Below are 24,852 nucleotides of genomic sequence, written 5' to 3'. Positions count from 1 at the left end.
AAAGCACAAGGTTTCAAGTGAAATAAATGCGGTAAAACTTATTTGTTTCCGATGCTCAAGAACAAGAATGTTCGTTCCGATAACGTCTGATATGTCCACTGTTCACACCCCCGCAAAAGTGGCAGGCGCATATAAATAAAAAAGGGAGAATCAAATGCGCATCACCAATCTGAAAATCGGCGTCCGCCTGGGCGCCGGTTTTGCCATTCTTGTAGCGCTGCTCATCATCACCGGTTTCGTAGGCGGCAACCGCTTGTCAGCCCTGAACCAGCAGATGTCCGCGGTCGTCAAACAAACCTATCCGAAAACCGTCTACGCCAGCGACATCATCAATCAGGAAAACCTGATCATCCGCGCCACGCGCAATCTCCTGCTGATGACAGATCCGGCGCAGCTCAAGCTGCAGAACGACCTGATCCCCGTGGCGATCAAGATAGTGGCGGCCGACATGGACAAGCTGGACAAATCCATCAAGTCGGAAAAAGGCCGTGCACTCTTTAATGAAATCCAGCGCGCCCGCGCCGATTACGCCGCCGCCAGCGACCAGGTGCTCAAAAGCATCGCTGTCGGCGACAAGGACAAGGCCCTGAATCAGCTCTTTACCGGCGGGACCTTCGACCTCCAGCAGCGCTACCTGAAATCGCTCAACGAGCTGAACAAATTTCAGGACCAGCTGATGCAGGATGCTGCCGCCAGTGTTGAGCAGGAATACGCCAGCGCCCGCAATCTGATTGTCGCATTGACCGCCGTCGCGATTATCCTGGCCTGTGCGATCGCTTACGTCACGACGCACAGCATCACGCAACCGCTCAACCGCGCCGTCAATCTGGCGGAAACCGTCGCCGCCGGCGACCTGACCTCGCATATCGACAGCAGCAGCAAGGATGAAACCGGCAAGCTGCTCAAGGCGCTCAAGACCATGAATGCCCGCCTGCAACAAATCGTCGGCGAAGTGCGCGTCAGCACCGACACCATCGCCACCGCTTCCGGTGAAATCGCCACCGGCAACCTCGATCTGTCTTCGCGCACCGAACAGCAAGCCAGCTCGCTGGAAGAAACCGCCTCGGCCATGGAAGAACTGACCTCCACCGTCAAGCAAAATGCCGACAACGCGCGCCAGGCCAATCAACTGGCGGCGTCGGCCTCGACCGTCGCGGTGCAGGGCGGCAGCGTGGTCGGCCAGGTGGTCGACACCATGGAATCGATCAACGAATCGTCCAGGAAGATCGTCGACATCATCAGCGTGATCGACGGCATTGCCTTCCAGACCAATATCCTGGCGTTGAACGCCGCAGTGGAAGCTGCCCGCGCCGGCGAACAGGGGCGCGGCTTTGCCGTGGTCGCTTCGGAAGTGCGCAGCCTGGCGCAACGCTCGGCAGCGGCGGCCAAGGAGATCAAGACGCTCATCGACGACTCGGTGGAAAAAGTCGGCCAGGGCAGCAAGCTGGTGGCGCAAGCCGGCGTCACCATGGATGAAGTGGTCGCCAGCGTCAAACGCGTGACCGACGTCATGGGCGAAATCACCGCCGCCAGCCAGGAGCAGAGCGACGGCATCGAACAAGTGAACCAGGCCATCACGCAAATGGATCAGACTACGCAGCAAAACGCCGCACTGGTGGAGCAGGCTGCTGCGGCCGCACAATCTTTGCAAGACCAGGCCGGCCGCCTGACTCAGGCCGTGAGCGTGTTCAAGATTTCCGGCGCCGGCATGGTCAGTGCGCCGGTGCGCAAGCCGGCGCCGCCAAGGCCTGCGGCTGCGGCATCCCAACCGCCTGCCGTTGCCGCACAGAAAGCGAAAGCGCCTGCCGTCTCCGTCAAAACCGGCGCCAGCGCCATCGCCGCTCCGAAGGCCGACGGCGACGATCAGTGGGAACAGTTCTGAAGCAAACAAAAAAAATGCCGTTAATTGTCGTAACGTAGTCGCATCGGACCGCCACAAGAATTAAAAGCGGCATATGATCGTTATCGGACGGGGGAAGTGCGCGTACCGATGCAGACACGCAAGCAGTCACGCAACTAAGGGAACAGGCGAGGGAACAGTCCATGATGATGGATGGCGAGCATATCAGCCAGGAACTCCAACAATGCCGTGCCTCTCTGGAGGAGAAGGACGCGCTGCTGGCAGCGTTTTCCCGCTCCATGGCGATTCTCGAACTCGCGCCTGACGGCACGATCCTGAGCGCCAACGACAACTTCCTGACGCTGATGGCGTACCGGCGCGGCGATATCGTCGGCCACCATCACCGCATGCTGTGCAATCCCGAATACGCCAAATCCCCCGAATACGCCGAGTTCTGGCGCCGCCTGCATGCCGGCGAAGTGGTCGCCGGCACGCTGCAGCGCATGCGCAGCGACGGCTCGCGGCTGTGGCTGGAAGCGACCTGCAATCCCGTCTTCGACGCCGACGGCAAACTCCAGCATGTCGTCTCCATCGCAGCCGACATCACCGCGCATGTCGACGACTCGCAGGAAAACCACAGCGTCTTGCGCGCCCTCAACCGCTCGCTCGGCGTGATCGAGTTTTCCGCCGACGGCGTCATCGTGGCCGCCAACAGCAACTATCTGAAGACCATGGGCTATCTGCCCGAAGAGATTGTCGGCAAACACCACGGGCTGTTATGCGATCCGGAATATGTCGCCAGCCAGGAGTATGAAAACTTCTGGCGCGACGTCAATCAGGGGCGCTTCTTCTCGGGGCGTTTCAAGCGGATCGCGCGCGACGGCCGTCCGATCTGGTGGGAGGCGACCTACACGCCGGTGCTGGACGTCGACGGCCTGCCGATCAAGATCATCAGCATCGGCTCCGATGTGTCCTACCGCATGGTGCGCGAGCAGCGCGACCGCGAATACCAGCACCTGCTGTCGCTGGGCATCAATGAAACCGACAACGCCGTCTTCATCACCAACGACGCCAACCACATCGTCTTCCACAATATCGGTTTCAGCCGCATGCTCGGCTTCGCCGCCGAAGAAGTTATCGGCAAGCGGCCGCGCGAGTTGTTCGAAGGACAGACTGCGATCCTGAAACTGATCGACGACTGCTACGACGTCATCGCGCAGGGCAACAGCTTCCACGGCGAAGAGATGATGGTCGACAAGCAGGGCCACCCGCTGTGGGTGTCGACCGTGGTCAATCCCATCCTCGACGGCGACGGCAAGCTGCTCAACGCGGTCTGCATCCTGACCGACATCACCAACACCAAGATGCACGAGGTGCTGCAGTACAAGGCGCTCAACGCCATGGTGCGCGAAGCCAGCCTGCAGGAAGTGCTGACCATGGTGTGCCTGGAGCTGGAACACATCGCACCCGACGTCATCGCCTCGGTGCTGCGCGTCGATGAGCAGGGCCTGTTGCACCCGGTGGCCGGTCCGCGCTTGCCGGAAGCCTACAACCAGGCCATCGAAGGCGTGCCGATCGGCCCGATGGTCGGCTCCTGCGGCACCGCCGCTTTCCGCGCCGAACCGGTGGAAGTGACCGACATCGCCAACGACCCGCTGTGGGAAGACTACAAGCACCTGGTGCTGCCGATGGGATTGCAGTCGTGCTGGTCGACGCCGATCAAGTCGGCCGACGGCCGCGTCATCGGCACCCTGGCCTTCTACTATCACGGCAAGCGCAAGGCCGATGCCTTCCACCATCGCCTGGTCGACGTCAGCCTGCACCTGTGCGCGCTGGCGCTGGAGCGCGAGGAAACCCGTTCGCGCATCCATCAGCTGGCGTTCTACGATTCGCTGACCGGCCTGCCCAATCGCAGCCTGCTCATGGTCAAGGCCAACCAGGCCATCGCCAATGCTGCCCGCACCAGGATTCCGCTGGCGGTGCTGTTCATCGATCTGGACCGCTTCAAGCAGATCAACGATTCGCTCGGCCATCAGGCCGGCGATGAACTGCTGCGCACCGTCGCCGCGCGCTTGCAGATCGAAGCGCGCAAGTCGGATATCGTCGGCCGCCTGTCGGGCGACGAATTCGTCATCGTGCTGGCGCAATGCGATCTGCACCGCGTCACCGATGTCGTCAAACGCATCCAGACCAATCTGTCGCTGCCCTGCCATATCGCCGGCGTGGCGCTGACGCCGCTGGCCAGCATCGGCATCGCCCTGTTCCCGGACAACGGCGACACCATCGAGATCCTGCTGCATCGCGCCGACATGGCGATGTACCAGACCAAGGAAAAGAATCGCGGCCGCTTCAGCTTCTTCAGCGATGAAATGAATACCCAGGCGCAGGAACGGCTGGCGCTGGAAGGCGCCTTGCGCGACGCCTTGCGCGGCGGCGATTTCGAGTTGCACTACCAGCCGCAGGTGGATGTCCGCACCGGCCTGCTGCACGGCGTGGAAGCGCTGGCGCGCTGGCATCACGATCAGTTGGGCCAGGTATCGCCGGCGCGCTTCATTCCGATTGCGGAAGAATGCGGGCTGATCGGCGAACTGGGCAAGTGGGCGCTGGAAGAAGCCTGTTCGCAACTGAACGACTGGCGCCGGCGCGGCATCAAGGTGCCGTCGATCTCGGTCAACCTGTCGTCGACCAACTTCCACGATCTCGACCTGCCGCAATTCATCTCCGGCCTGCTGCAGCGCTATGAACTGTCGCCCGGCGACCTGACGCTGGAAATCACCGAAACGGTGATGATGGACACCAACCCCAGCACCACCCGCACCATCCACGAGATCCACGCCCAGGGCGTCAAGCTGGCGATGGACGATTTCGGCACCGGCTATTCCAGCCTCGGCTATCTGCGCAACCTGCCAGTTTCCGAGCTGAAACTGGATCAAAGCTTCGTGCGCGACATGAACCGCGACGAAACCGTGCTGGCGCTCACCAATGCCGTCATCCGCATCGGCGAAAGCCTCAAGCTGACCGTCGTCGCCGAAGGCGTGGAAGACAAGGCGCAATACCAACTGCTGAAACAGCAAGGCTGCGACGTCGCCCAGGGCTATCTGTTTTCACGGCCGATGCTGTCCGAGATTTTTGAGCATTGGCTGAAAAATTTCAAAATCGACAACTTTCTTTGAAAAGTTTTATCAAGGAAACAATTTTTCGTGACATTGTTGCATCGCTTTTAAAGGTCTTACCGTAAAAAGTGTTTCATAAACAACCAGTTACGTGAAATATTTCGCTCAATGAAACCAGTTTGACGGGGAATTTGGCTATACTTCCTCCCCTTCAAACCCAAGCTTTACACCACTGCCGCGCACGCGCAAACGTTTGCAATTGCTTTGCAACAACGTCTCAGACACGTTTGCTCGCGGTATCCGGCGCCTTCGCGCCCAACAAAAAGAACACCACACTATGCAAACTTCTGCCTTCCATTACCGGAGCTGGGCCGTCGGCACCAAGCTCACCTCTCTCACCCTCGCGCTGGTGGGAGCATTGTTCATCGCGGCCATGCTGCTGATCAGCTACGCCACCTCGACGATGCTGGAGCACCGGTCGATGAACCAGATCGCCGGCGAGACGCGCGGCGTCGTCAACATGGTCGAGATGTTCGACCGCTCGGTGAACAGCCAGGTGGAACGTTTCTCCAACATGTTCACCAATTCCTTCCCGGAAAAGTTTTCGCTCGACACCGGCCGCACCATCCAGATCGGCGACAAGGCGACGCCGGTGCTACGCAACGGCAATACCGATCTCAACCTGGACTTTTCCATCCCCGACCGCTTCACCGCGCAAACCGGCGTGACCGCAACCATCTTCGCCAAGACCGGCGACGATTTCGTGCGTGTGTCGACGTCGGTGAAAAAGGAAAACGGCGAGCGCGCCGTCGGCACCCTGCTCGACAGAACGCATCCCGGCTACGCGGCATTGCTGGCCGACAAATCCTATAGCGGCATCGCCACGCTGTTCGGCAAGCAATACATCACCAAATACACACCGATCAAGGACGCCGCCGGCCAGCTGATCGGCGTGCTGTACGTGGGGGTCGACATCTCCGGCGACATCACCGCGCTGACCAACAAGATCAAGGCGCTCAAGATCGGCGAGACCGGCTACTTCTATGTGATCAACGCCAAGCCGGGCAATGACTACGGCAAGCTGATCGCCGGCCCGAAAGACGAAGGCAAGAACCTGCTGGGCCTGAAAGACGTCAACGGCAAGGAATTCATCAAGGACATGCTGACGCAGAAGGAAGGCGTCATGCGCTACATGTGGGACAACCCCGACACTGCCGGCCACGCAGGCGAGGACAAGATCGTTGCGTTCAGCCAGTTCCCGAGCTGGAACTGGGTTATCGCCGGCGAGACCTACACCGCCGAAGTGACCCGCGAAATCGCCGCCATGCGCAACCGCTTCATGCTGTTCGGCGCCATCTTCCTGCTGCTGGTGGGCGGCGTTCTGGTGATCGTCATCAGGCAGGTCGTGACCCGTCCGCTGGCGCGCGCCCGCGAAGCCGCCGACAAGCTGGCCGGCGGCGACCTCACCGCGCGCCTGCACGTCAACCAGCAGGATGAAATCGGCCAGCTCATGCTCGCCGTCAACGGCATCAGCGACGGCCTGGCGCACGTGGTTGCCGACGTCCGCCAGGGCACCGAGCAGATCACCACCGCCTCGACGGAAATCGCCAGCGGCAATCTCGACCTGTCCTCGCGCACCGAACAGCAGGCCGGCTCGCTGGAAGAAACCGCCTCGGCCATGGAAGAGCTGACCTCCACCGTCAAGCAGAACGCCGATAACGCGCAGCAAGCCAACCAATTGGCGCAGTCCGCCTCCGAAGTCGCCATTCAGGGCGGCGCCGTGGTCGGTCAGGTGATCGACACCATGGGCTCGATCAACGCGTCGTCGAAGAAGATCGTCGACATCATCAGCGTGATCGACGGCATCGCCTTCCAGACCAATATCCTGGCGCTGAACGCCGCTGTTGAAGCCGCCCGCGCCGGCGAACAGGGCCGCGGCTTTGCCGTGGTCGCGTCGGAAGTACGCAGCCTGGCGCAACGCAGCGCCTCGGCCGCCAAGGAAATCAAAGTCCTCATCGACGATTCCGTCGACAAGGTTGAAGCCGGCAGCAAGCTGGTCGAACAAGCCGGCGCCACCATGACCGAAGTGGTCGCCAGCGTGCGCCGCGTCACCGACATCGTCGGCGAGATCAGCTCGGCCAGCCAGGAACAGCGCGACGGCATCGAGCAGGTCAACCACGCCATCACGCAGATGGAACAAACCACGCAGCAAAACGCCGCGCTGGTGGAAGAGGCCGCCGCTGCCGCTCAGTCGCTGCAAGACCAGGCGCACCAACTGACGGCTTCGGTCAGCACCTTCAAACTGGACGAGACGCATGCCATGTCGTTCACGGCTGCGGCTGCATCTGCTCCATTGCGCACCATGACCGCCAAGCCTGCCGCCGCCATCAAGCGGGCCGCGCCGGCAGCGACTGCAGCCGCCAAACTGCCTGCCGCAAAGAAGGCCTTGTCATCGCCCGACAAGGATAGCGACTGGGAACAGTTCTGAGATGTACATGCGTACATGCCGCCGGCCCGACAGGAAATTCCTGACCCGGCTGGCGGTATAATCGCAGGATGAACGCACCCGATCGCCCTACCCGCCCCATTCGTCCCATCCAGGCCCTGCCCGACCAGTTGATCTCGCAGATCGCTGCGGGCGAGGTGATCGAACGTCCCTCCGCCGTCGTCAAGGAGTTGCTCGAAAACGCACTCGATGCCGGCGCCACGCAAATCACCGTGCGTCTGGAGCAAGGCGGCGTCAAGCGCATCGCCATCACCGACAACGGCCGCGGCATTCCGCCCGAGCAGATGCCGCTGGCGCTGGCGCGCCACGCCACGTCCAAGATCGCCTCCCTGACCGATCTGGAAAACGTCGGCACCCTCGGCTTCCGCGGCGAAGCCCTGGCGTCGATCGCCTCGGTCGCGCAACTGACGCTGACCACGCGCACCGCCGACGCCGCGCATGCATGGGAAATCACCGGCTCGCAGGAAGGCAATGTCGTGCCGGCTTCCGGCGCGCCCGGCACCACCATCGACGTGCAGGATTTGTATTTCAATACGCCGGCGCGCCGCAAGTTTTTGAAGTCCGAACAAACCGAATACGGCCACTGCGCCGAAGTCGTGCGCCGCATTGCGCTGGCGCGTCCCGACGTCACCTTTTCGCTGACGCATAACGGCAAGACCGTCGACCACTGGAACATCGGCGAGTTTGCCAAACGCAGCGCGCACATCCTCGGCGACGAATTCGCCAACGCGCGCCTGCCGGTCGACGAAAGCGCCGGCCCCTTGCGCATCCACGGTTTCATCGGCTTGCCGACCGCCTCCAAGGCGCGCGCCGACGGCCAGTATTTTTACGTCAACGGCCGTTTCGTGCGCGACAAGCTGCTGGTGCATGCGGTGCGCGCCGCCTATCAGGACGTGCTGCACGGCGACCGCTATCCGTCTTACGCGCTGGCGCTGGATCTGGATCCGGCGCTGGTCGACGTCAACGTGCATCCATCCAAGATCGAAGTGCGCTTCCGCGATAGCCGCAGCGTGCATCAATTCGTCTTTCATGCCGTCAGCCGCGCGCTGGCCGCGACCTCCGCGACTTCCTTCGGCAATGCGCCGGCGCCGCAAGCCGCCGGCAACGGTCCGCTGCCGTGGATGCGCGACCAAACCCAGCAACCGTATCAGCAGCCTCAGCACCAGGCGGAATTCGGCGCCCAGCTGCGTCCGAATTTCTCCGCCGGCGGTTTCGGCGTGGCGCAGAACACCGCCGACTACGGCGCGATGTTCCGCCCCGGCACGCAAACCGATCTGGACATGGCCTCCGCCTCAGGTAGCGAAACAAGGGCCGGCGCATTCACCATGCCCGTCGCCGCCAACACGCAAAGCCTGCCGACCGACGACTTCCCGCTCGGCTTCGCGCTGGCGCAGTTGCACGGCATCTACGTGCTGGCGCAAAACAGCAAGGGCCTGGTCGTAGTCGACATGCACGCCGCGCATGAACGCATCCTCTACGAACAATTGAAAAACGCGCTCGACGACAACAGCATGTTCGTGCAGCCGCTGCTGATCCCGGTGACCTTCTACGCCGACGCCGTCGAAGTCGGCACCGCGGAAGAGCATCAGGAGACCCTGAGCGCGCTCGGCTTCGACATCGCCGCGATGTCGCCGACCACGCTGGCGGTGCGCGCCGTGCCTGCGCTGCTCAAGAACGCCGATGCTCAGACGCTGGCGCGCGATGTGTTGCGCGACGTGCGCGAATTCGGCGGCTCGCGCGTGCTGCTGGAACGCCGCAACGAGCTGCTCGGCACGCTGGCCTGCCACACCGCCGTACGCGCTAACCGCAACCTCACAGTGCCTGAGATGAACGCGCTGCTGCGCCAGATGGAAGCCACCGAGCGCGCCGACCAGTGCAACCACGGCCGCCCGACCTGGAGCCAGTTGGCCTTGTCCGACATGGACAAACTCTTCCTGCGCGGTCAATAAGATGGCGGTCGCTGCACCATTGGCGGTCGCCATCATGGGCCCGACCGCTTCCGGCAAGACGGCCGCGGCGCTGGAAATCGCGAAACATATTCCCTGCGAAATCATCTCGGTCGACTCCGCGCTGGTGTATCGCGAGATGGACATCGGCACCGCCAAACCGAACGCCGAAGAACTCGCCAGCGTGCCGCACCACCTGATCGACATCCTCGATCCGACCGAGTCCTATTCTGCGATGCAGTTCCGCAACGACGCCCTGCGCCTGGCGCAAGATATCCGCGCGCGCGGCAAATTGCCGCTGCTGGTGGGCGGCACCATGCTGTATTTCAAAGCCCTGCGCGACGGCCTCGACGATTTGCCGGAAGCCGATCCCGCCGTGCGCGAACGCCTCGACGAAGAAGCCGCGCGCGCCGGCGTACCCGCCCTACATGCGCGCCTGGCCACGCTCGACCCGGAAACCGCGGCCCGCCTCAAACCCAACGACAGCCAGCGCATCCAGCGCGCGCTCGAGATCATCGAACTGACCGGCAAACCGATGTCGGCACTGCTGGCGCAGAAAGAAACCGAAGCCCTGCCCTTTACGCTGCTACCGCTGGCGCTGGAACCGTCCGACCGCGCCGTCCTGCACGAACGCATCGCGCGCCGTTTCGACCTCATGCTGGAAAATGACGGCCTGCTGGACGAAGTCCGCAAACTGCGCGCGCGCGGCGACCTGCACCTCGGCCTGCCGGCGATGCGTTGCGTCGGCTACCGCCAGGCCTGGGAATACCTCGACGGCCAGTACGACTACGCCGAAATGCGCGAACGCGGCATCATTGCCACCCGACAACTAGCCAAGCGCCAGATCACCTGGCTGCGCTCCACACCGGGCCGCGTAGTCATCGACTGCAATGCGGCCAACGCCACGCAGATGGTGATGGAGCATGTGCGGAAGGCGTTGGAGACCTGAATTTGCCGCGTTTCTTGCTGAACGCGTCTCGGAAAGCAATTAACCGACGGTTTAAATTCCCCCGAAAGCGATTAACCAGCGGTTTAAATTCTCTTGACAGGGGCTCCGTCGGCTAGCATAATTGCGGGCTTGCTTTTGGTGATATAGCTCAGTTGGTTAGAGCACAGCACTCATAATGCTGGGGTCGGTGGTTCAAATCCACCTATCACCACCAAAGACACTGTAAGCCGTTGATCCGAAAGGGTCAGCGGCTTTTTTGTTTTTGCGCAACGGAACAAGTATTTGCCATACATAAAAAGAGCGGCACACACCAACCAATCCTCCTCACCCCACCAATCATGAAACGGAGACTACGTTTTTGTCAGCCCAGTGAAGCCGATTTCCAAATGCGAGATGTATAAAGACATGCCAATTTGAATTGCTTGCTCACTCCGTAATTCCTGGGCAAACCGCAGCATTGCGGTGACCACATCATTCCCGCAATCCAGACGCATTGCATATTACGTTATTGACAATGCCAGTCACGTATTAGCTGCGAGACAGCACTCAAGAAAAAGCTGCTCCCATGTTATAAACCCATGACTGAATCCATAAATTCAATATAACAATATGAAAATTGACCAACTCAAATTCATTCCCAAGAGATTTTCCAAAGGCATAACGCTTTTCTTAGCAGTCAGTTCATTGCTGTTTACTGCCGGGACAGTCTGGTTTTTCTTACAAAAAGACTTAGAGAATGCCAAGTTCTTCGCCGACTTCACCAAACTTCTCTATATCGGACTTGGCATCTGGATTTATTTTCTATTGAAGGAGAAGGCGTTCGGCACTAAGGAATTGCTTGAGCAAACCGAAGTTTTTCTCATAAAGGAAATTCCACGCGCGCTCCAAATGGTTTCAATGAATCAGGTCAGTTTCGGCGATGAGATTAAGTACTTGAGCAATGAAACATTGGTTCAGACAAGAACGATTTACCTCAAAGGAAATACCCATTGCTTCTATGAAATAGCGATACAAGGCAGCGATAAAAAATACTATGCATATGTGCAACTTAATGTGTATCGCTTGGTGGTCGTGTATTTCTTGGAAAAAGATCTGGATCCGATATGGGAAAATACATTTAAGAGCACTATGACTGGCGCCAAAAATGCCGGATGGGAAACCGACTATGGCGGCGTCAAAAAAACCGACTGGTTCCCCGTATCAATGGATTTCCTGGAAATTCGCATGCTTCGCCATATGAAACGTGATTTTCTTCACGACGCGAATGAACAGCTTTTCATCTCCAACGATATCGGAGCAATGACTCGTAGCGTCATCATCGATTGTCAACGCGCACTCTCCAATGAAAGCACACCATGAATCAATAAAGGGAGAAAGAATCGCAGGCACGCCATGTCCCCCTCCCTTCCACCTTACAGTGCTTATAAGCGGACATTAGCCAACTAAGGCTGCTGCATCCCGCACCACCGTCGCAAACCGATCCGCCAGCGCCGCCAGTGCCGCGCGCTGCACCTCCGCCGCCGGCACCACGCCATTGCCCAAGGCATCCGGCAAATCGCGCGTGGCGCACGCCGCAGCCACCACCGTCGACACATAACCATGATCCAGCGCTGAGCGCGTGGTCGCGCTGATGCACATATGGGTGGCGAAGCCGGCGATGATCAACTCCTTCTTTCCAACCTTCTTCAATTCAGCATCGAGTGTCGTGTTCGCGAACGAATTCGGCAACGCCTTGACGACGGTGACTTCGCCTGCTTGCGGCTGCAGGCCGTCGATGATGCCGACGTATTCGCGCTGCGGATCGAACAGCGCGGCGCCGGGCTTGGCGTGATGGACCACGTGGAAGACCGGTGCACCGGCGGCGCGCGCCTGTTTGAGCAGTTGCGCGATCTCGCCAACGGCAGCGTCGATGCCAACCAGCGGCACGCCGCCGGCGGTGTATTCGGTCTGATGATCGATGAGGATCAGCGCGGCATCCCTCCATTGCGGGGTGCGCGGCGCGGCGCCGGCGATTTGCAGCAGGGTTTTGGGTGTGGACATGGCGGACTCCTTGTTGTGAAGATGAATGTAGTGATTCCATCGTAGATGGTTAAAATACGTACATCAATTCGTAAAAACAGGTAGCCGGCCGTGAATAAATTAACAGCACCGTCACAGACTCCCCCGCAGGACTTGCCTGCGGACTGGGAAGGCTTGCGCACCTTTGCCGCCTTTGTCGAGTCGGGCAGCTTCTCCGGCGCCGCGCGCATGCTGGGGGTGACGCATGCGACCGTGAGCAGGCGCCTGCAGATGCTGGAGCACGCCTTGCAAGGACCGCTCTTCACCCGGCGCGGCGACGATACCGAACTGACCCGCCTGGGCGAAACGGTGCTGGGCGCCGCGCGCGCGATGCAGGCGCAGACGGCGCAACTGGCCCGCCGCCTAGCCGGCGAAGATATTCGCATGGAGGGCAAGGTACGCATCGCGAGCACCGATGCGCTTGCCACGATGTTTCTGGCGCCGCGCCTGCCTTCGCTGCTGGATCAATGGCCGAACCTGGACGTCGAGTTCAGCATGAGTCACCACACCGTCAGCCTGGCGCGGCGCGATGCCGATCTGGCGATCCGCTTTGCCCGACCGCAGGACGGCGACCTGATTGCCCGGCGTCTCGGCAAGATCAGCTATTTCCTGTGCGGCAGCAAGGCGCGCGTGGATGACTGGCGCCGCAACCCGGCCTCGACAGCTTTCATCGGCTACGACGACGGCGTGCCGGAAATCCCGGAAACCCTGTGGCTGGCCGACCATGCGGGCAACAATCCGGTGCGCTTTCGCAGCACCAGCCTGGTGGCGCAATGCGTGGCGGCGCGCGCAGGCGTGGGGCTGGCCTTGCTGCCGCACTACCTGCTGGCGCCCGATCTGGAACTGGCGGAGGCGGCATCCCAGCTGCAGCGCGAAGTCTGGGTGGTCTATCACCGCGACCTGAAGTCCTTGCCGCGCCTGCGCGCCGTGCTGGACTGGCTGGAGGGGTGCTTTTCAGCGCAAGCCTGACTTGTTGCACAAATAGCATTTTTTCAGAGTGTTGCAGAAGCTCGCCGCAGATGGCTCCCTGCCCGGCCCCATAGGGCATCCGGTGCTATAATCGCGAACCTTGGAAGTGCATGGGACTACGATCCGCACTCGCCTTGCCCGCGCCGCAAAACAGCCGTCTCGCTGTTTTTGCAACTGAATGCGATCCGCACCGGGCGGCAACAATACGCGACTCGCCTCTGCTTCCCCCTGCCGGCACCGACTCTGATTCCCTGCCGCGCCCTCATGCTTGAATGACATTTATGCAGAAAAAAGTATTCATCAAAACCTTCGGCTGCCAGATGAACGAGTACGACTCGGACAAGATGGCCGACGTGCTCAACGCCTCCGACGGCCTGGTCAAGACCGACAAGCCGGAAGATGCCGACATCATCCTGCTCAACACCTGCTCGGTGCGCGAGAAGGCGCAGGAGAAAGTGTTTTCCGACCTCGGCCGCCTGCGCGAGCTGAAGAAGAGCAATCCCGACCTGCTGATCGGCGTCGGCGGCTGCGTGGCGTCGCAGGAAGGCGAAGCCATCGTCAAGCGCGCGCCTTACGTCGACATGGTGTTCGGCCCGCAAACCCTGCACCGCCTGCCGCAGATGATCAGCGAACGCCGCTTCAGCGGCCGCCCGCAGGTCGACATCAGCTTCCCGGAAATCGAAAAGTTCGACCACATGCCGCCGGCCCGCGTCGAAGGCGCGACGGCGTACGTGTCGATCATGGAAGGTTGCAGCAAGTACTGCAGCTATTGCGTGGTGCCTTACACGCGCGGCGAAGAAGTCTCGCGCCGCTTTGAAGACGTGCTGACCGAAGTGGCCGGACTGGCCGCACAAGGCGTCAAGGAAGTCACGCTGCTGGGCCAGAACGTCAACGCCTTCCGCGGCGAAATGGCCGATGGCGAGATCGCCGACTTTGCGCTGCTGATCGAATACATCGCCGACATCCCCGGCATCGAACGCATCCGCTTCGTCACCAGCCATCCGAAGGAATTCACGCAGCGCCTGATCGACACCTACGCCAAAGTGCCGAAGCTGGTGGATCACCTGTACCTGCCGGCGCAACATGGTTCCGACCGTATCCTGGCGGCGATGAAGCGCGGCTATACGGCGCTGGAATACAAGTCGGTGCTGCGCCGCCTGCGCGAAGTGCGTCCGAACATTGCGATTTCGAGCGACTTCATCGTCGGCTTCCCGGGAGAGACGGATGAAGACTTCAATGCGCTGATGAAGCTGATCACCGACATCGGCTACGATTCCAGCTTCAGCTTCGTGTTCAGCCCGCGCCCGGGCACGCCGGCCGCCAACCTGGCCGACGACACGCCGTACGAAGTCAAACTGAAACGCCTGCAGCATCTGCAAGCCGTGGTGCAGGACAACGCCAACAAGATCAGCCAGAGCATGGTCGGCTCGGTGCAGCGCATCCTGGTCGAAGGCCCGTCGAAGAAAGATCCGAACGAGCTGCAAGGCCGTACCGAAAACAACCGCGTGGTCAATTTCGACGGCGGCCCGAACGGCGCGCGCCTGATCGGCCAGATGGTCGACGTTTCGATTCTGCAAACATTCTCGTTCTCGCTGCGCGGCGAGATCGTGGTCAAGCAGTAACGCAGTCCAATCAAGTTCTACTTACCCTTACCGATACCGAGCCAGATTGAAAAAATCACCCAGCCAGCCTCACTACTTCATCCCGCAACCGCTCGACAATAAACGTCTGGCGAATCTGTGCGGTCCTTTGGATGAAAACCTGAGGCAAATCTCGTCCGCGCTCGACGTGACGATTTTCCGCCGCGGCGAGAAATTCATCGCCAGCGGCACCAACGCCGAGCGCGCAGCGGCCATCCTCGAACGGTTCTATGCTCTGGCCGACAAGCCGGTTTCAGTGGAGGATATCCAACTGACGCTGGTGGAACAACGCGCCACCGCGACCATCGACGCTGAGCTGGACGGCGCCGACGCAGCCATCGACAAGACTGAAAAAACCGAAATCGAAAGCCCGGTGCTGAAGACGCGCAAGCACGACCTGCGCGGCCGCACGCCGCATCAGGCCGAATACCTGCATGCGATCCTGGAGCACGACATCACCTTCGGCGTCGGCCCGGCCGGCACCGGCAAGACCTATCTCGCGGTCGCCTGCGCAGTCGATGCGCTGGAACGCGACGCCGTGCAGCGCATCGTGCTGACGCGCCCGGCGGTGGAAGCCGGCGAACGCCTCGGCTTCCTGCCCGGCGATCTGGCGCAAAAGGTGGATCCGTATTTGCGCCCGCTGTATGACGCGCTGTACGACCTGCTCGGTTTCGACCGCACGCAGAAGCTGTTCGAAAAACAGGCGATTGAAATCGCGCCGCTCGCCTACATGCGCGGCCGCACGCTGAATCATGCGTTCATCATTCTCGACGAAGCGCAGAACACCACGCCGGAACAGATGAAGATGTTCCTCACGCGCATTGGCTTCGGCAGCAAAGCGGTGGTCACCGGCGACGTCACGCAGATCGATTTGCATCACGGCCAGAAGAGCGGCCTGATCGATGCGCTCAATGTATTGCACGATGTGCGCGGCATCGCGTTCTCACGCTTCACCAGCAGCGATGTGGTGCGTCACCCCATGGTGGCGCGCATCGTCGACGCCTACGAGGCGCACGCAGGCACAGCGTCCATCGGCAACGCCCACATCACGTCCAACAATGCCGTCAAACGTCTCAGCCAGGGCCTGACTCAGTCGGCCAAGCCACGTCATGCAAAAAAATAAACTGACCCTGTCCGTTCAGTACGCCGATCCGCGTCTGAAGGAAAGCGTGCCGCGCACGCAGATCCGGCGCTGGATTCAGGCCGCGCTGTTCGCACCCGCCGAACTGACGATCCGCTTTGTCGATGCCGAAGAAGGCCAGACCCTGAACCGCGACTATCGCGGCAAGAACTACGCCACCAACGTGCTGACGTTTGCCTACACGGAAGATGAAGACAGCGAAGTCACCCAGGCCGACATCATTCTGTGCACCGACGTGCTGGAGAAGGAAGCTGCTGAGCAAAAGAAACCGCTGTTGGATCATGCCGCGCACCTGATCGTGCATGGCGTGCTGCACGCCCAGGGTTACGACCACGAAGAAGAGGAAGAAGCGACCGAGATGGAAGCTTTAGAGACGGAAATCCTGGCCGGCCTGGGTTTCGACAATCCTTACGCCGATCGCGGCTGAGGTTGACACCGGCGATTGAAGTTACTTCTGCACGTTGCGGCAATTTCCATCTTGCATGATGTTGCCGCAACGCATGTCCTTACTGTTTATTCCCCATCGCGATAGCGTCTGACCGCTGTCCGCAAAAATCCCAACTGCCGGCCGAAACGCGTGCAATGGTCGCAAATGGCCAGATGCCAGCGCAATGCCAGCCGGCGTGCAAACGACAGTTTGTTGTCTTGCGCTTCGCACAAGACGCGGTGTGCTTCCTTGCATTTCATATGATTGCTCCTGTGACGTCATTGTAAATGACGCGCCATGCCTCGACTCTCCGGTGCCATATCGCTTAGTCGGCGAGCTCCTTGAATTCTTACATTTTGCTGACCGGTTTTTAATCGAATTCTTCGGCGTTTGCAAAATAGTGTTCCGCTTTTCACTCTTTTTCTTACCTTGTGTAAGAAATCGCCGGGTCGCTGCGACCAAGGGGCATAGAATCGCAAAACGCCTCGCATGAATCGGATTGAAGACGTTTTGCATTGCACGATGTACTCAGGAGACGATTGTGAAAGCTTCCCTATCGGTCTTGCCGACCACACCAGCAGCGCCGCACGCCACGGTTCATCCTTTGTGGCTGCGCGTGACGCACTGGATCAATGCCCTCTCCGTGGTGATCATGATTGCCAGCGGCTGGCGCATCTATAACGCCTCGCCGATTTTCCCCTTCGTCTTTCCGAAAGAATGGACGCTGGGCGGCTGGCTGGGCGGCGCACTGCAATGGCACTTTGCTGCGATGTGGCTGCTGGCGATCAATGGCGTCATTTATCTTCTGCTCAATCTGTTGACCGGACGCGCGCAGCGCAAATTCTTCCCGCTGCATCCGAAAGAAATTTTGCATGACTTCGTGCAAGCCCTGAAAGGCAAGCTGCAGCATGCATCGCTGGATCATTACAACGCTGTGCAAAAGCTGGCTTACCTCTCGGTCATCGCCGATCTCGTGCTGATCGTGATCTCCGGCCTGGCGGTCTGGAAGTCGGTGCAACTGCCCTTGCTGCGCGACCTGATGGGCGGTTTTGACAATGCGCGCATCGTGCACTTTTTCGCGATGACTTTTCTGGTGCTGTTCATCGTCGTGCATATCGTGATGGTGGCGCTGGTGCCGCGCACCTTGCTCGCCATGCTGCGCGGCCGTTGAGAAAGCGAAGGACATCATGATCAAAAAACCCAATCGTCTGCCGTCCGCGCTGGACAGCGAACTCATCATCAAGGATGCGCGCCGCGAACTGGAACTGGCCATGCCCTCGCGCCGGCTGTTCGGCAAGCGCGCGCTGACGCTGGGCGGCTTGTCGCTGCTGACCGGCTGCGAAATCACCGACAACGAATCGGTCAATCGCATGCTCACCAAAATCTCGCGCATGAACGACGGCGTGCAGGGCTGGCTGTTCGATCCCAACCTGATGGCGCCGACTTACCCGGCGTCGATGATCACACGGCCGTTTCCGTTCAATGCGTTTTATGGCGAAGACGAAATCACCGAAGTCGACGGCGACGACTACCGCCTGGAGATCAAGGGACTGGTCAGCAACAAGAAGTCGTGGACGCTGCCGGAGCTGCGCCGCTTGCCGCAGGTGGAGCAGATCACGCGCCACATCTGCGTGGAAGGCTGGAGCGCCATCGGCCGCTGGGGCGGCGTGCCGTTTGCCGGCTTCCTGAAGCACATCGGCGCCGACATGAGCGCGAAGTACATCGCCTTCCGCTGCGCCGACGACTACTACACCAGCATCGACATGCCGACCGCACTGCACGCACAAACGCAACTGACGCTGACCTACGACGGCGAGATCCTGCCGCCGAAGTACGGCTTCCCGATGAAGCTGCGCATGCCCACCAAGCTGGGCTACAAGAATCCGAAGCATATTGCTTCAATCGAAGTAACCAACACTTACCCCGGCGGTTACTGGGAAGACCAGGGGTACAACTGGTTCGGCGGTGCTTAGCAAGCTGCTAAGTCTTTGTCGGATTCATGGCGCTTTTGCCACTTTTTTGCCAATTTAATTTCTAGGAGATTCACATGAAAAAAGCACTCTCTACGCTGTTCGCCTGTCTGATGATGGCTGCCGTTTCGGGCGCCTACGCTGCCGACACCATGGCCAAGGACGACATGTCCAAGGATTCCATGTCCAAGGATTCCATGTCCAAGGACAGCATGAAGAAAGACGGCATGAAAAAGAAACACATGAAGAAAGATTCCATGAGCAAGGACTCCATGGCCAAAGACGGCATGGCGAAGGACGGCATGGCCAAGGATGAAATGAAGAAATAATCTTCGTTTCTTTCGACATGTCCGCGGCATGCGCATGCTGCGGACATGTCCGTTGGGAAACTGTTGCAATTTACGACACCTGGGATGTTGCATTCCTTCCCCGCCCCAGGCGAGAAATGGGGTTTTAGTAGATTTGTCATATATTTGTTGTATCCTATGGCTCATCGAAACAACGTCGGACCCACGGCTCACGCCATATGCAAGATCACCCTAGTAGCGTCAAATCCATTGACGCTAAACCCCACCGTTCTTTATTTGAACGTCTCACTGCACTCATCTCCCCTGAACCTGAAAACCGAGCAGAGTTGCTCGAAGTCCTGCACGACGCCCACGAGCGCAATCTGATCGACGCCGATGCGCTGTCGATGATTGAAGGCGTGTTTCAGGTATCCGACCTGGCCGTGCGCGACATCATGGTGCCGCGTTCGCAAATGGACACCATCGACATCACCAAACCGATCGAAACCTGGATGCCCGAAGTGCTGTCGACTTCGCATTCCCGCTTCCCGGCGGTCGAGGGAGAGCGCGACAAGGTGATCGGCGTCTTGCTGGCCAAGGATCTGCTGCGTTATTACGCCGAAGAATCCTTCGACGTGCGCGACATGCTGCGCCCCGCCGTCTTCATCCCCGAATCGAAACGCCTCAACGTGCTGCTGCGCGACTTCCGCGCCAACCGCAACCACATGGCCATCGTCGTCGACGAATACGGCGGCGTTGCCGGCCTGATCACGATTGAAGACGTGCTGGAACAAATCGTCGGCGACATCGAAGACGAATACGATTTCGACGAGGAAGAAGACAACATCCTCGCCATCAAGGACGGCGCCAACGGCCCGCGCTGGCGCATCAAGGGCCTGACCGAAATCACCCAGTTCAACGAAACGCTGGAAACCGAATTCTCCGACGAAGACGCCGACACCATCGGCGGCCTGGTCGCCAACCATCTCGGCCGCGTGCCGCGCAAGGGCGATGAGTTCGACATCGCCGGCATGCATTTCGAAGTGCTGCGCGCCGACGCCCGCCAGGCCCATGTGCTGCTGGTGGAAAAACTGCCGGAAACCCCGGCAGCCGGGGAAGAAGAATAAGTTTCCCTGCGTGAACCTCCCGACTCACTCCCCTGCCGGCGCGAACACTGCATCGGATGGCGCCAACGTCGCCGGCGCCACGGCGCTCGCACGGTGGACGCCGCTCATCGCCTTGCTGGCCGGCGTGCTCAATGTGCTGGCCTTTGCGCCCTTCAACATCTGGCCGATCCAGATCCTGACGCTGGCATGGCTGTTCCGCCAGGTCAGCCGCACCGCCTCGTTCCGACGCAACGCGCTGACCGGCTGGCTCTACGGCTTCGGCTGGGCGGCCTGCGGCGTGCACTGGCTGTACATCAGCATGCACGACTACGGCGGCATGGCGGGATGGATGGCGGCGCTGGCGGTCGGCTTGCTGGCGGCCTATGTCGGTATCTACGCCGCACTGACGGCGGGACTGGCGAGCTGGCTCAGGCAACGCCGGCAACTGTCGTCCGCCGTGCTGTCGCTGCTGGTGTTACCGGCTTTGTGGGCGCTGTCGGAATGGGTGCGCGGCTGGTTGTTCACGGGATTTCCCTGGCTGACTTCCGGCTACGCGCATAACGTCGGCCCGCTGGCCGGTTTTGCGCCGGTCGTCGGCGTCTACGGCCTGGCCTGGATTGCCGCCGTGATCGCCGGTTGCCTGGCGATGCTGAGCCTGCGCGCAGGCCGGCGCATCCTGCCAGCGGTGCTGGCAGTGTTGCTGGCGTGCGCCGGTGCGGCGCTGCATACGGTGCAGTGGACAACGCCCGTCGGCCAGCCGATCACCGCGCGTCTGTTGCAGGGAAATATCCCGCAGGAATTGAAGTTCTCCAATGAAGCGCTGCTGTCGACGCTGAACATGTACGACGAGATGATCCGCAGCGCCCCCGCCGACCTGATCGCCACGCCGGAAACCGCCGTGCCGCTGCTGCCGCAGCAGTTGCCGCCGGATTACCTGGCCCGCCTGATCCGCTTCATCCAGACCTCCGGCAGCCATCTGGCGCTGGGCATTCCGCTGGCGGACGGCCCCAACCAGTATGCCAACAGCGTGATCGGTTTCTCGCCCGATCCGGCCAGCGCCAAAAGCCCTTATCGCTATGACAAGCATCACCTGGTGCCTTTCGGCGAGTTCATCCCGTTCGGCTTCCGCTGGTTCGTCGACATGATGAACATCCCGCTGGGCGACATGACGCGCGGCAAGCCGCTGCAGATGCCGTTTGCAGTCAAGCAGCAATGGGTGATGCCGAATATCTGCTACGAAGATCTGTTCGGCGAAGAAATCGCCGCCCAGCTCGGGGGCGCCTACTACGCCGGCCAGCCGCAGGCCAGCATCCTGCTGAATCTGTCGAATATCGCCTGGTTCGGCAACTCCATCGCGCTACCCCAGCACTTGCAGATCTCGCAGATGCGCAGCTTGGAAACCGGCCGGCCGATGCTGCGCTCGACCAATACCGGCGCGACCGCCGTGATCGGACCGAACGGCCAGGTCATCTCCGAATTACAGCCTTACACACGCAATATGCTGAGCGCTTCGGTGCAAGGCTATCAGGGCCAGACGCCCTACATTCTGTTCGGCAACAAGCTGATGCTGGCGCTGGCGATCGTCTCGCTGGCGGCGGCCTGGCTGCTGTCGCGCCGCAAGCGCTGAGTTTCGGCGCAGTTTCCGCGGCTTATTCCTTCGCATTCCTCCATGCGGGGCGCATAAGCACCCCAAAAACCGCTAAAATTCAGGGTTTTAGCAATTCCTTGCCTGCCGTCATCGGCAACCACAAAAAAGATGCTCACATTTCAACAGATCATTCTCAAGCTGCAAGAATATTGGGATGCGCAAGGTTGCGCATTGCTCCAGCCGTACGACATGGAAGTCGGCGCCGGCACGTCGCATACCGCGACCTTCCTGCGCGCCATCGGCCCCGAGCCCTGGCGCGCTGCCTACGTGCAACCGTCGCGCCGCCCGAAGGACGGCCGCTACGGCGAAAACCCGAACCGCATGCAGCACTACTACCAATACCAGGTCGTGCTGAAGCCTGCGCCTGAGAACATCCTCGATCTGTACCTCGGCTCGCTGGAAGCCCTCGGCCTGGATCTGAAGCAAAACGACGTGCGTTTCGTCGAAGACGACTGGGAAAACCCGACCCTGGGCGCCTGGGGCCTGGGCTGGGAAGTCTGGCTCAACGGCATGGAAGTGACCCAGTTCACCTACTTCCAGCAAGTCGGCGGCCTCGACTGCAAGCCGGTGCTGGGGGAAATCACCTACGGCATCGAGCGTCTGGCGATGTACCTGCAAGGCGTGGAAAACGTCTATGACCTGGTCTGGACCGAATGGATCGAGAACGGCGTCAAGAAGCACCTGACCTACGGCGATGTGTTCCACCAGAACGAAGTCGAGCAGTCGACCTTCAACTTCGAATACTCGAACACCGACTTCCTGTTCTCGCTGTTCGGCAACTACGAATCCGAAGCCAAGCGCCTGCTGGAAGTGCCGCTGGCGCTGCCCGCCTACGAAATGATCCTGAAGGCGGCGCACACCTTCAACCTGCTGGATGCGCGCGGCGCGATCTCGGTGACCGAGCGCGCAGCCTATATCGGCCGTATCCGCAATCTGTCGCGCGCCGTGGCGCAGGCGTATTTCGAATCGCGCGAACGTCTCGGCTTCCCGATGGCCGACGCGGCGGACACTGCACGCCAGGCCGCCTAACCAGTATTGACCGGATCGCGCAGCAGCTGAGACAAGCCGGTGCGCCAGATAAGCAAGAAATTGGCAAGAAAACAGAAAATGACTCAAACACTTTTAGTAGAACTCCTGACCGAAGAACTGCCGCCGAAAGTACTCGCCAAATTGGGCGATGCGTTTGCCAACGGCATTTTCAATGGACTGAAAGCTCGCGACTTCCTCGAAGACGGCGCGGTCGCCACGGCTTACGCTACGCCACGCCGCCTGGCGGTTTCCATCACCAAGGTGCGCGCTACCTCGCTGGATAAGTCGATCCGCGAAAAAGTGCTGCCGGTCAGCGTCGCGCTCGATGCCGAAGGCCGTCCGTCCGCACCGCTGGTCAAGAAACTGGCCGCACTGGCGGCACAGGTCGGCGTCACCGTCATCACGCCGGATCAGCTGGAACGCGCGCAAGACGGCAAGGCCGAAAGCTTTTTCTACACCTATACCGCTAAGGGTACGGCGCTGCAGACCGGTTTGCAGACTGCGCTGGAAGAATCGGTCGCCAAGCTGCCGATCCCCAAGGTCATGAGCTATCAGCGCCAGCACGGTCGCGCTGCGGGCGACACCGTGCATTTCGTGCGCCCTGCGCATCGCCTGATCGCACTGCATGGCACGGCCGTCGTGCCGCTGAACATCCTCGGCCTGGATGCCGACAAGATCACGCAAGGCCATCGTTTCCTGTCGCAAGGCGCGATCGCGGTCGACTCGCCGGAATCGTATGTCGAAACGCTGATCAGCAAAGGCAAGGTCATTCCCGGCTTCAACGAACGCAAGGAAAAAATCCGCCTCGACCTGCTCGGCAAGGCCGGCGACGACAAGGTGCTGATGCCTGAATCGCTGCTGGACGAAGTGACGGCGCTGGTCGAATGGCCGGTGGTCTACGAATGCAAATTCGACGATCAATTCCTGGCGGTGCCGCAGGAATGCCTGATCCTGACCATGCAGACCAACCAGAAATACTTTGCGCTGACCGACGCCGCCGGTCGCCTGCGCTCACGCTTCCTGATCGTCTCCAATCTGGAAACCCCCGATCCGCGGCACATCATTCAAGGCAACGAGCGCGTGGTGCGCCCGCGCCTGTCGGATGCGAAATTCTTCTTTGAACAAGACAAGAAGAAGTCTCTGGCCGACCGCGTGCCGCAACTGGGCAACGTGGTGTATCACAACAAACTGGGCAACCAGCTGCAACGCACCGAGCGCGTCAAGGCGCTGGCCGGCGCGATTGCCGGACTGCTGGGCAATGACGTGGCGCTGGCTGAACGCGGCGCCCTGCTGGCCAAGGCCGACCTGCTGACCGACATGGTCGGCGAGTTCCCCGAGCTGCAAGGCATCATGGGCACCTACTACGCGCGTCACGACGGCGAGCCGGACGAAGTCGCGCTGGCGGCCTCCGAACACTATCAGCCGCGCTTCGCCGGCGATGCACTGCCGACCTCTGCAACCGGCACCGCCGTCGCACTGGCCGACAAGCTGGAAACCCTGGTCGGCATCTGGGGCATCGGCCTGCAGCCGACCGGCGACAAGGATCCGTTTGCGCTGCGCCGCCATGCGCTGGGCATCCTGCGCATGCTGGTTGAGAAACGCCTGTCGCTGGCGATCCCGGTCTTGCTGAAAGAAGCCGTGGCCCTGTTCGCCGGCAACAGCAACTTCAAGGATCCGAGCGCCGACGTCAGCGCCTTCTTCTACGATCGTCTGCGCGGCCTGCTGCGCGAGCGCAATTACTCGCCCAACGAAATCGAAGCGGTGGTCGCGCAACAGCCGGAAGTGCTGGACAACATCACCGAGCGTCTCGACGCGGTGCAGGCTTTCGCAGCCTTGCCGGAAGCCGAAGCGCTGGCAGCCGCCAACAAGCGCATCACCAATATCCTGAAGAAGATCGAAGGCGGTGTGAGCGGAACGGTCCAGAACGGCCTGCTGCGCGAAGCCGCCGAGCAAGCCCTGTATTCGGCCATGTTGCTGCTGAAGCCGCAAGTCGATGCAGCGTATGCGCAAGGCAACTTCAGCGGCGCGTTGAAAGCGCTGGCACAATTGCGCCAGAACGTCGATGCCTTCTTCAACGACGTCATGGTCAACGCCGAAGACGAACAGCTGCGCAACAACCGCCAGGCATTGCTGGCCGAGCTGCATCAGATGCTCAACCAGGTGGCGGATATTTCCAAGCTGGCTGCATAGATGTTCATAAGGTTCTCAGGGATAAGGGAAAGA

19 protein-coding genes and 1 tRNA gene are annotated in these 24,852 nt (G+C 60.4%); 18 read left to right on the top strand and 2 right to left on the bottom strand.

The window, feature by feature from the left end:
* Positions 1 to 154 precede the first annotated feature (154 nt).
* The 7 genes from AKL25_RS09845 (at position 155) to AKL25_RS09815 (ending at position 11,713) form a co-directional block, all read left to right on the top strand.
* Positions 155 to 1,882, top strand: coding sequence for a methyl-accepting chemotaxis protein (locus tag AKL25_RS09845; protein WP_050477468.1), 1,728 nt, complete (start codon positions 155 to 157; stop codon positions 1,880 to 1,882).
* A gap of 164 nt (positions 1,883 to 2,046) precedes the next feature.
* Positions 2,047 to 5,013: a sensor domain-containing protein gene (locus tag AKL25_RS09840; protein WP_420840709.1), complete on the top strand. Its 2,967-nt coding sequence runs from the start codon at positions 2,047 to 2,049 to the stop codon at positions 5,011 to 5,013.
* Positions 5,014 to 5,290: 277 nt separating this feature from the next.
* Positions 5,291 to 7,441 (top strand): methyl-accepting chemotaxis protein, encoded by a 2,151-nt coding sequence (locus AKL25_RS09835; protein WP_050477466.1) that lies wholly within the window; start codon positions 5,291 to 5,293, stop codon positions 7,439 to 7,441.
* A gap of 68 nt (positions 7,442 to 7,509) precedes the next feature.
* On the top strand, positions 7,510 to 9,408 hold the full coding sequence (mutL, locus tag AKL25_RS09830; protein ID WP_050477465.1) for a DNA mismatch repair endonuclease MutL: 1,899 nt from the start codon (positions 7,510 to 7,512) through the stop codon (positions 9,406 to 9,408).
* Position 9,409: 1 nt separating this feature from the next.
* Complete coding sequence (gene miaA / locus AKL25_RS09825) at positions 9,410 to 10,354, top strand: tRNA (adenosine(37)-N6)-dimethylallyltransferase MiaA (protein WP_050477464.1); 945 nt, start codon at positions 9,410 to 9,412, stop codon at positions 10,352 to 10,354.
* A 137-nt stretch (positions 10,355 to 10,491) separates the two neighbouring features.
* Positions 10,492 to 10,568: transfer RNA gene (locus tag AKL25_RS09820), tRNA-Met, on the top strand.
* A 395-nt stretch (positions 10,569 to 10,963) separates the two neighbouring features.
* On the top strand, positions 10,964 to 11,713 hold the full coding sequence (locus tag AKL25_RS09815; RefSeq protein ID WP_050477463.1) for a hypothetical protein: 750 nt from the start codon (positions 10,964 to 10,966) through the stop codon (positions 11,711 to 11,713).
* A gap of 75 nt (positions 11,714 to 11,788) precedes the next feature.
* Here AKL25_RS09815 and AKL25_RS09810 read toward each other — a convergent pair whose 3' ends face one another.
* Positions 11,789 to 12,394 (bottom strand): cysteine hydrolase family protein, encoded by a 606-nt coding sequence (locus tag AKL25_RS09810; protein WP_050477462.1) that lies wholly within the window; start codon positions 12,392 to 12,394, stop codon positions 11,789 to 11,791.
* A gap of 90 nt (positions 12,395 to 12,484) precedes the next feature.
* Here AKL25_RS09810 and AKL25_RS09805 point away from each other — a divergent pair, with 90 nt between their 5' ends.
* The 4 genes from AKL25_RS09805 (at position 12,485) to ybeY (ending at position 16,589) form a co-directional block, all read left to right on the top strand.
* Positions 12,485 to 13,381 (top strand): LysR family transcriptional regulator, encoded by an 897-nt coding sequence (locus AKL25_RS09805; RefSeq protein ID WP_240475694.1) that lies wholly within the window; start codon positions 12,485 to 12,487, stop codon positions 13,379 to 13,381.
* 281 nt (positions 13,382 to 13,662) lie between these two features.
* Positions 13,663 to 15,003, top strand: a complete 1,341-nt coding sequence (gene miaB / locus AKL25_RS09800; RefSeq protein WP_050477460.1) for a tRNA (N6-isopentenyl adenosine(37)-C2)-methylthiotransferase MiaB — start codon at positions 13,663 to 13,665, stop codon at positions 15,001 to 15,003.
* Positions 15,004 to 15,049: 46 nt separating this feature from the next.
* Positions 15,050 to 16,144 (top strand): PhoH family protein, encoded by a 1,095-nt coding sequence (locus AKL25_RS09795; protein WP_050477459.1) that lies wholly within the window; start codon positions 15,050 to 15,052, stop codon positions 16,142 to 16,144.
* Positions 16,131 to 16,589, top strand: a complete 459-nt coding sequence (gene ybeY, locus AKL25_RS09790) for an rRNA maturation RNase YbeY (RefSeq protein ID WP_050477458.1) — start codon at positions 16,131 to 16,133, stop codon at positions 16,587 to 16,589. Before AKL25_RS09795 ends, ybeY begins: the two co-directional genes overlap by 14 nt.
* A gap of 86 nt (positions 16,590 to 16,675) precedes the next feature.
* Here ybeY and AKL25_RS09785 read toward each other — a convergent pair whose 3' ends face one another.
* Positions 16,676 to 16,849 (bottom strand): zf-HC2 domain-containing protein, encoded by a 174-nt coding sequence (locus AKL25_RS09785; RefSeq protein ID WP_007876557.1) that lies wholly within the window; start codon positions 16,847 to 16,849, stop codon positions 16,676 to 16,678.
* A 281-nt stretch (positions 16,850 to 17,130) separates the two neighbouring features.
* On the opposite strand from AKL25_RS09785, the gene AKL25_RS09780 reads away from it, so the two are divergent.
* The 7 genes from AKL25_RS09780 (at position 17,131) to glyS (ending at position 24,819) form a co-directional block, all read left to right on the top strand.
* Positions 17,131 to 17,760 (top strand): cytochrome b/b6 domain-containing protein, encoded by a 630-nt coding sequence (locus tag AKL25_RS09780; RefSeq protein ID WP_083444629.1) that lies wholly within the window; start codon positions 17,131 to 17,133, stop codon positions 17,758 to 17,760.
* Between the two features lie 16 nt (positions 17,761 to 17,776).
* The gene (locus AKL25_RS09775; RefSeq protein WP_157050560.1) at positions 17,777 to 18,562 is read left to right on the top strand and encodes a molybdopterin-dependent oxidoreductase; all 786 of its coding nucleotides are present in this window, start codon (positions 17,777 to 17,779) and stop codon (positions 18,560 to 18,562) included.
* Between the two features lie 74 nt (positions 18,563 to 18,636).
* The gene (locus AKL25_RS09770) at positions 18,637 to 18,888 is read left to right on the top strand and encodes a pentapeptide MXKDX repeat protein (protein ID WP_050477456.1); all 252 of its coding nucleotides are present in this window, start codon (positions 18,637 to 18,639) and stop codon (positions 18,886 to 18,888) included.
* A gap of 197 nt (positions 18,889 to 19,085) precedes the next feature.
* Complete coding sequence (locus tag AKL25_RS09765) at positions 19,086 to 19,973, top strand: HlyC/CorC family transporter (RefSeq protein ID WP_050477455.1); 888 nt, start codon at positions 19,086 to 19,088, stop codon at positions 19,971 to 19,973.
* A 10-nt stretch (positions 19,974 to 19,983) separates the two neighbouring features.
* Entirely contained in the window at positions 19,984 to 21,579 is a 1,596-nt protein-coding gene (gene lnt / locus AKL25_RS09760) for an apolipoprotein N-acyltransferase (protein ID WP_083444628.1), read from the top strand.
* A gap of 129 nt (positions 21,580 to 21,708) precedes the next feature.
* Positions 21,709 to 22,629, top strand: a complete 921-nt coding sequence (gene glyQ, locus AKL25_RS09755) for a glycine--tRNA ligase subunit alpha (RefSeq protein WP_050477454.1) — start codon at positions 21,709 to 21,711, stop codon at positions 22,627 to 22,629.
* A 78-nt stretch (positions 22,630 to 22,707) separates the two neighbouring features.
* Positions 22,708 to 24,819 (top strand): glycine--tRNA ligase subunit beta, encoded by a 2,112-nt coding sequence (glyS, locus tag AKL25_RS09750; protein WP_050477453.1) that lies wholly within the window; start codon positions 22,708 to 22,710, stop codon positions 24,817 to 24,819.
* Positions 24,820 to 24,852: the final 33 nt, after the last annotated feature.

The sequence above is a fragment of the Herbaspirillum rhizosphaerae genome, from assembly GCF_001189965.1.
GTDB lineage: Bacteria > Pseudomonadota > Gammaproteobacteria > Burkholderiales > Burkholderiaceae_D > Herbaspirillum > Herbaspirillum rhizosphaerae.
This window is presented reverse-complemented; position numbering and strand designations above follow the sequence as displayed.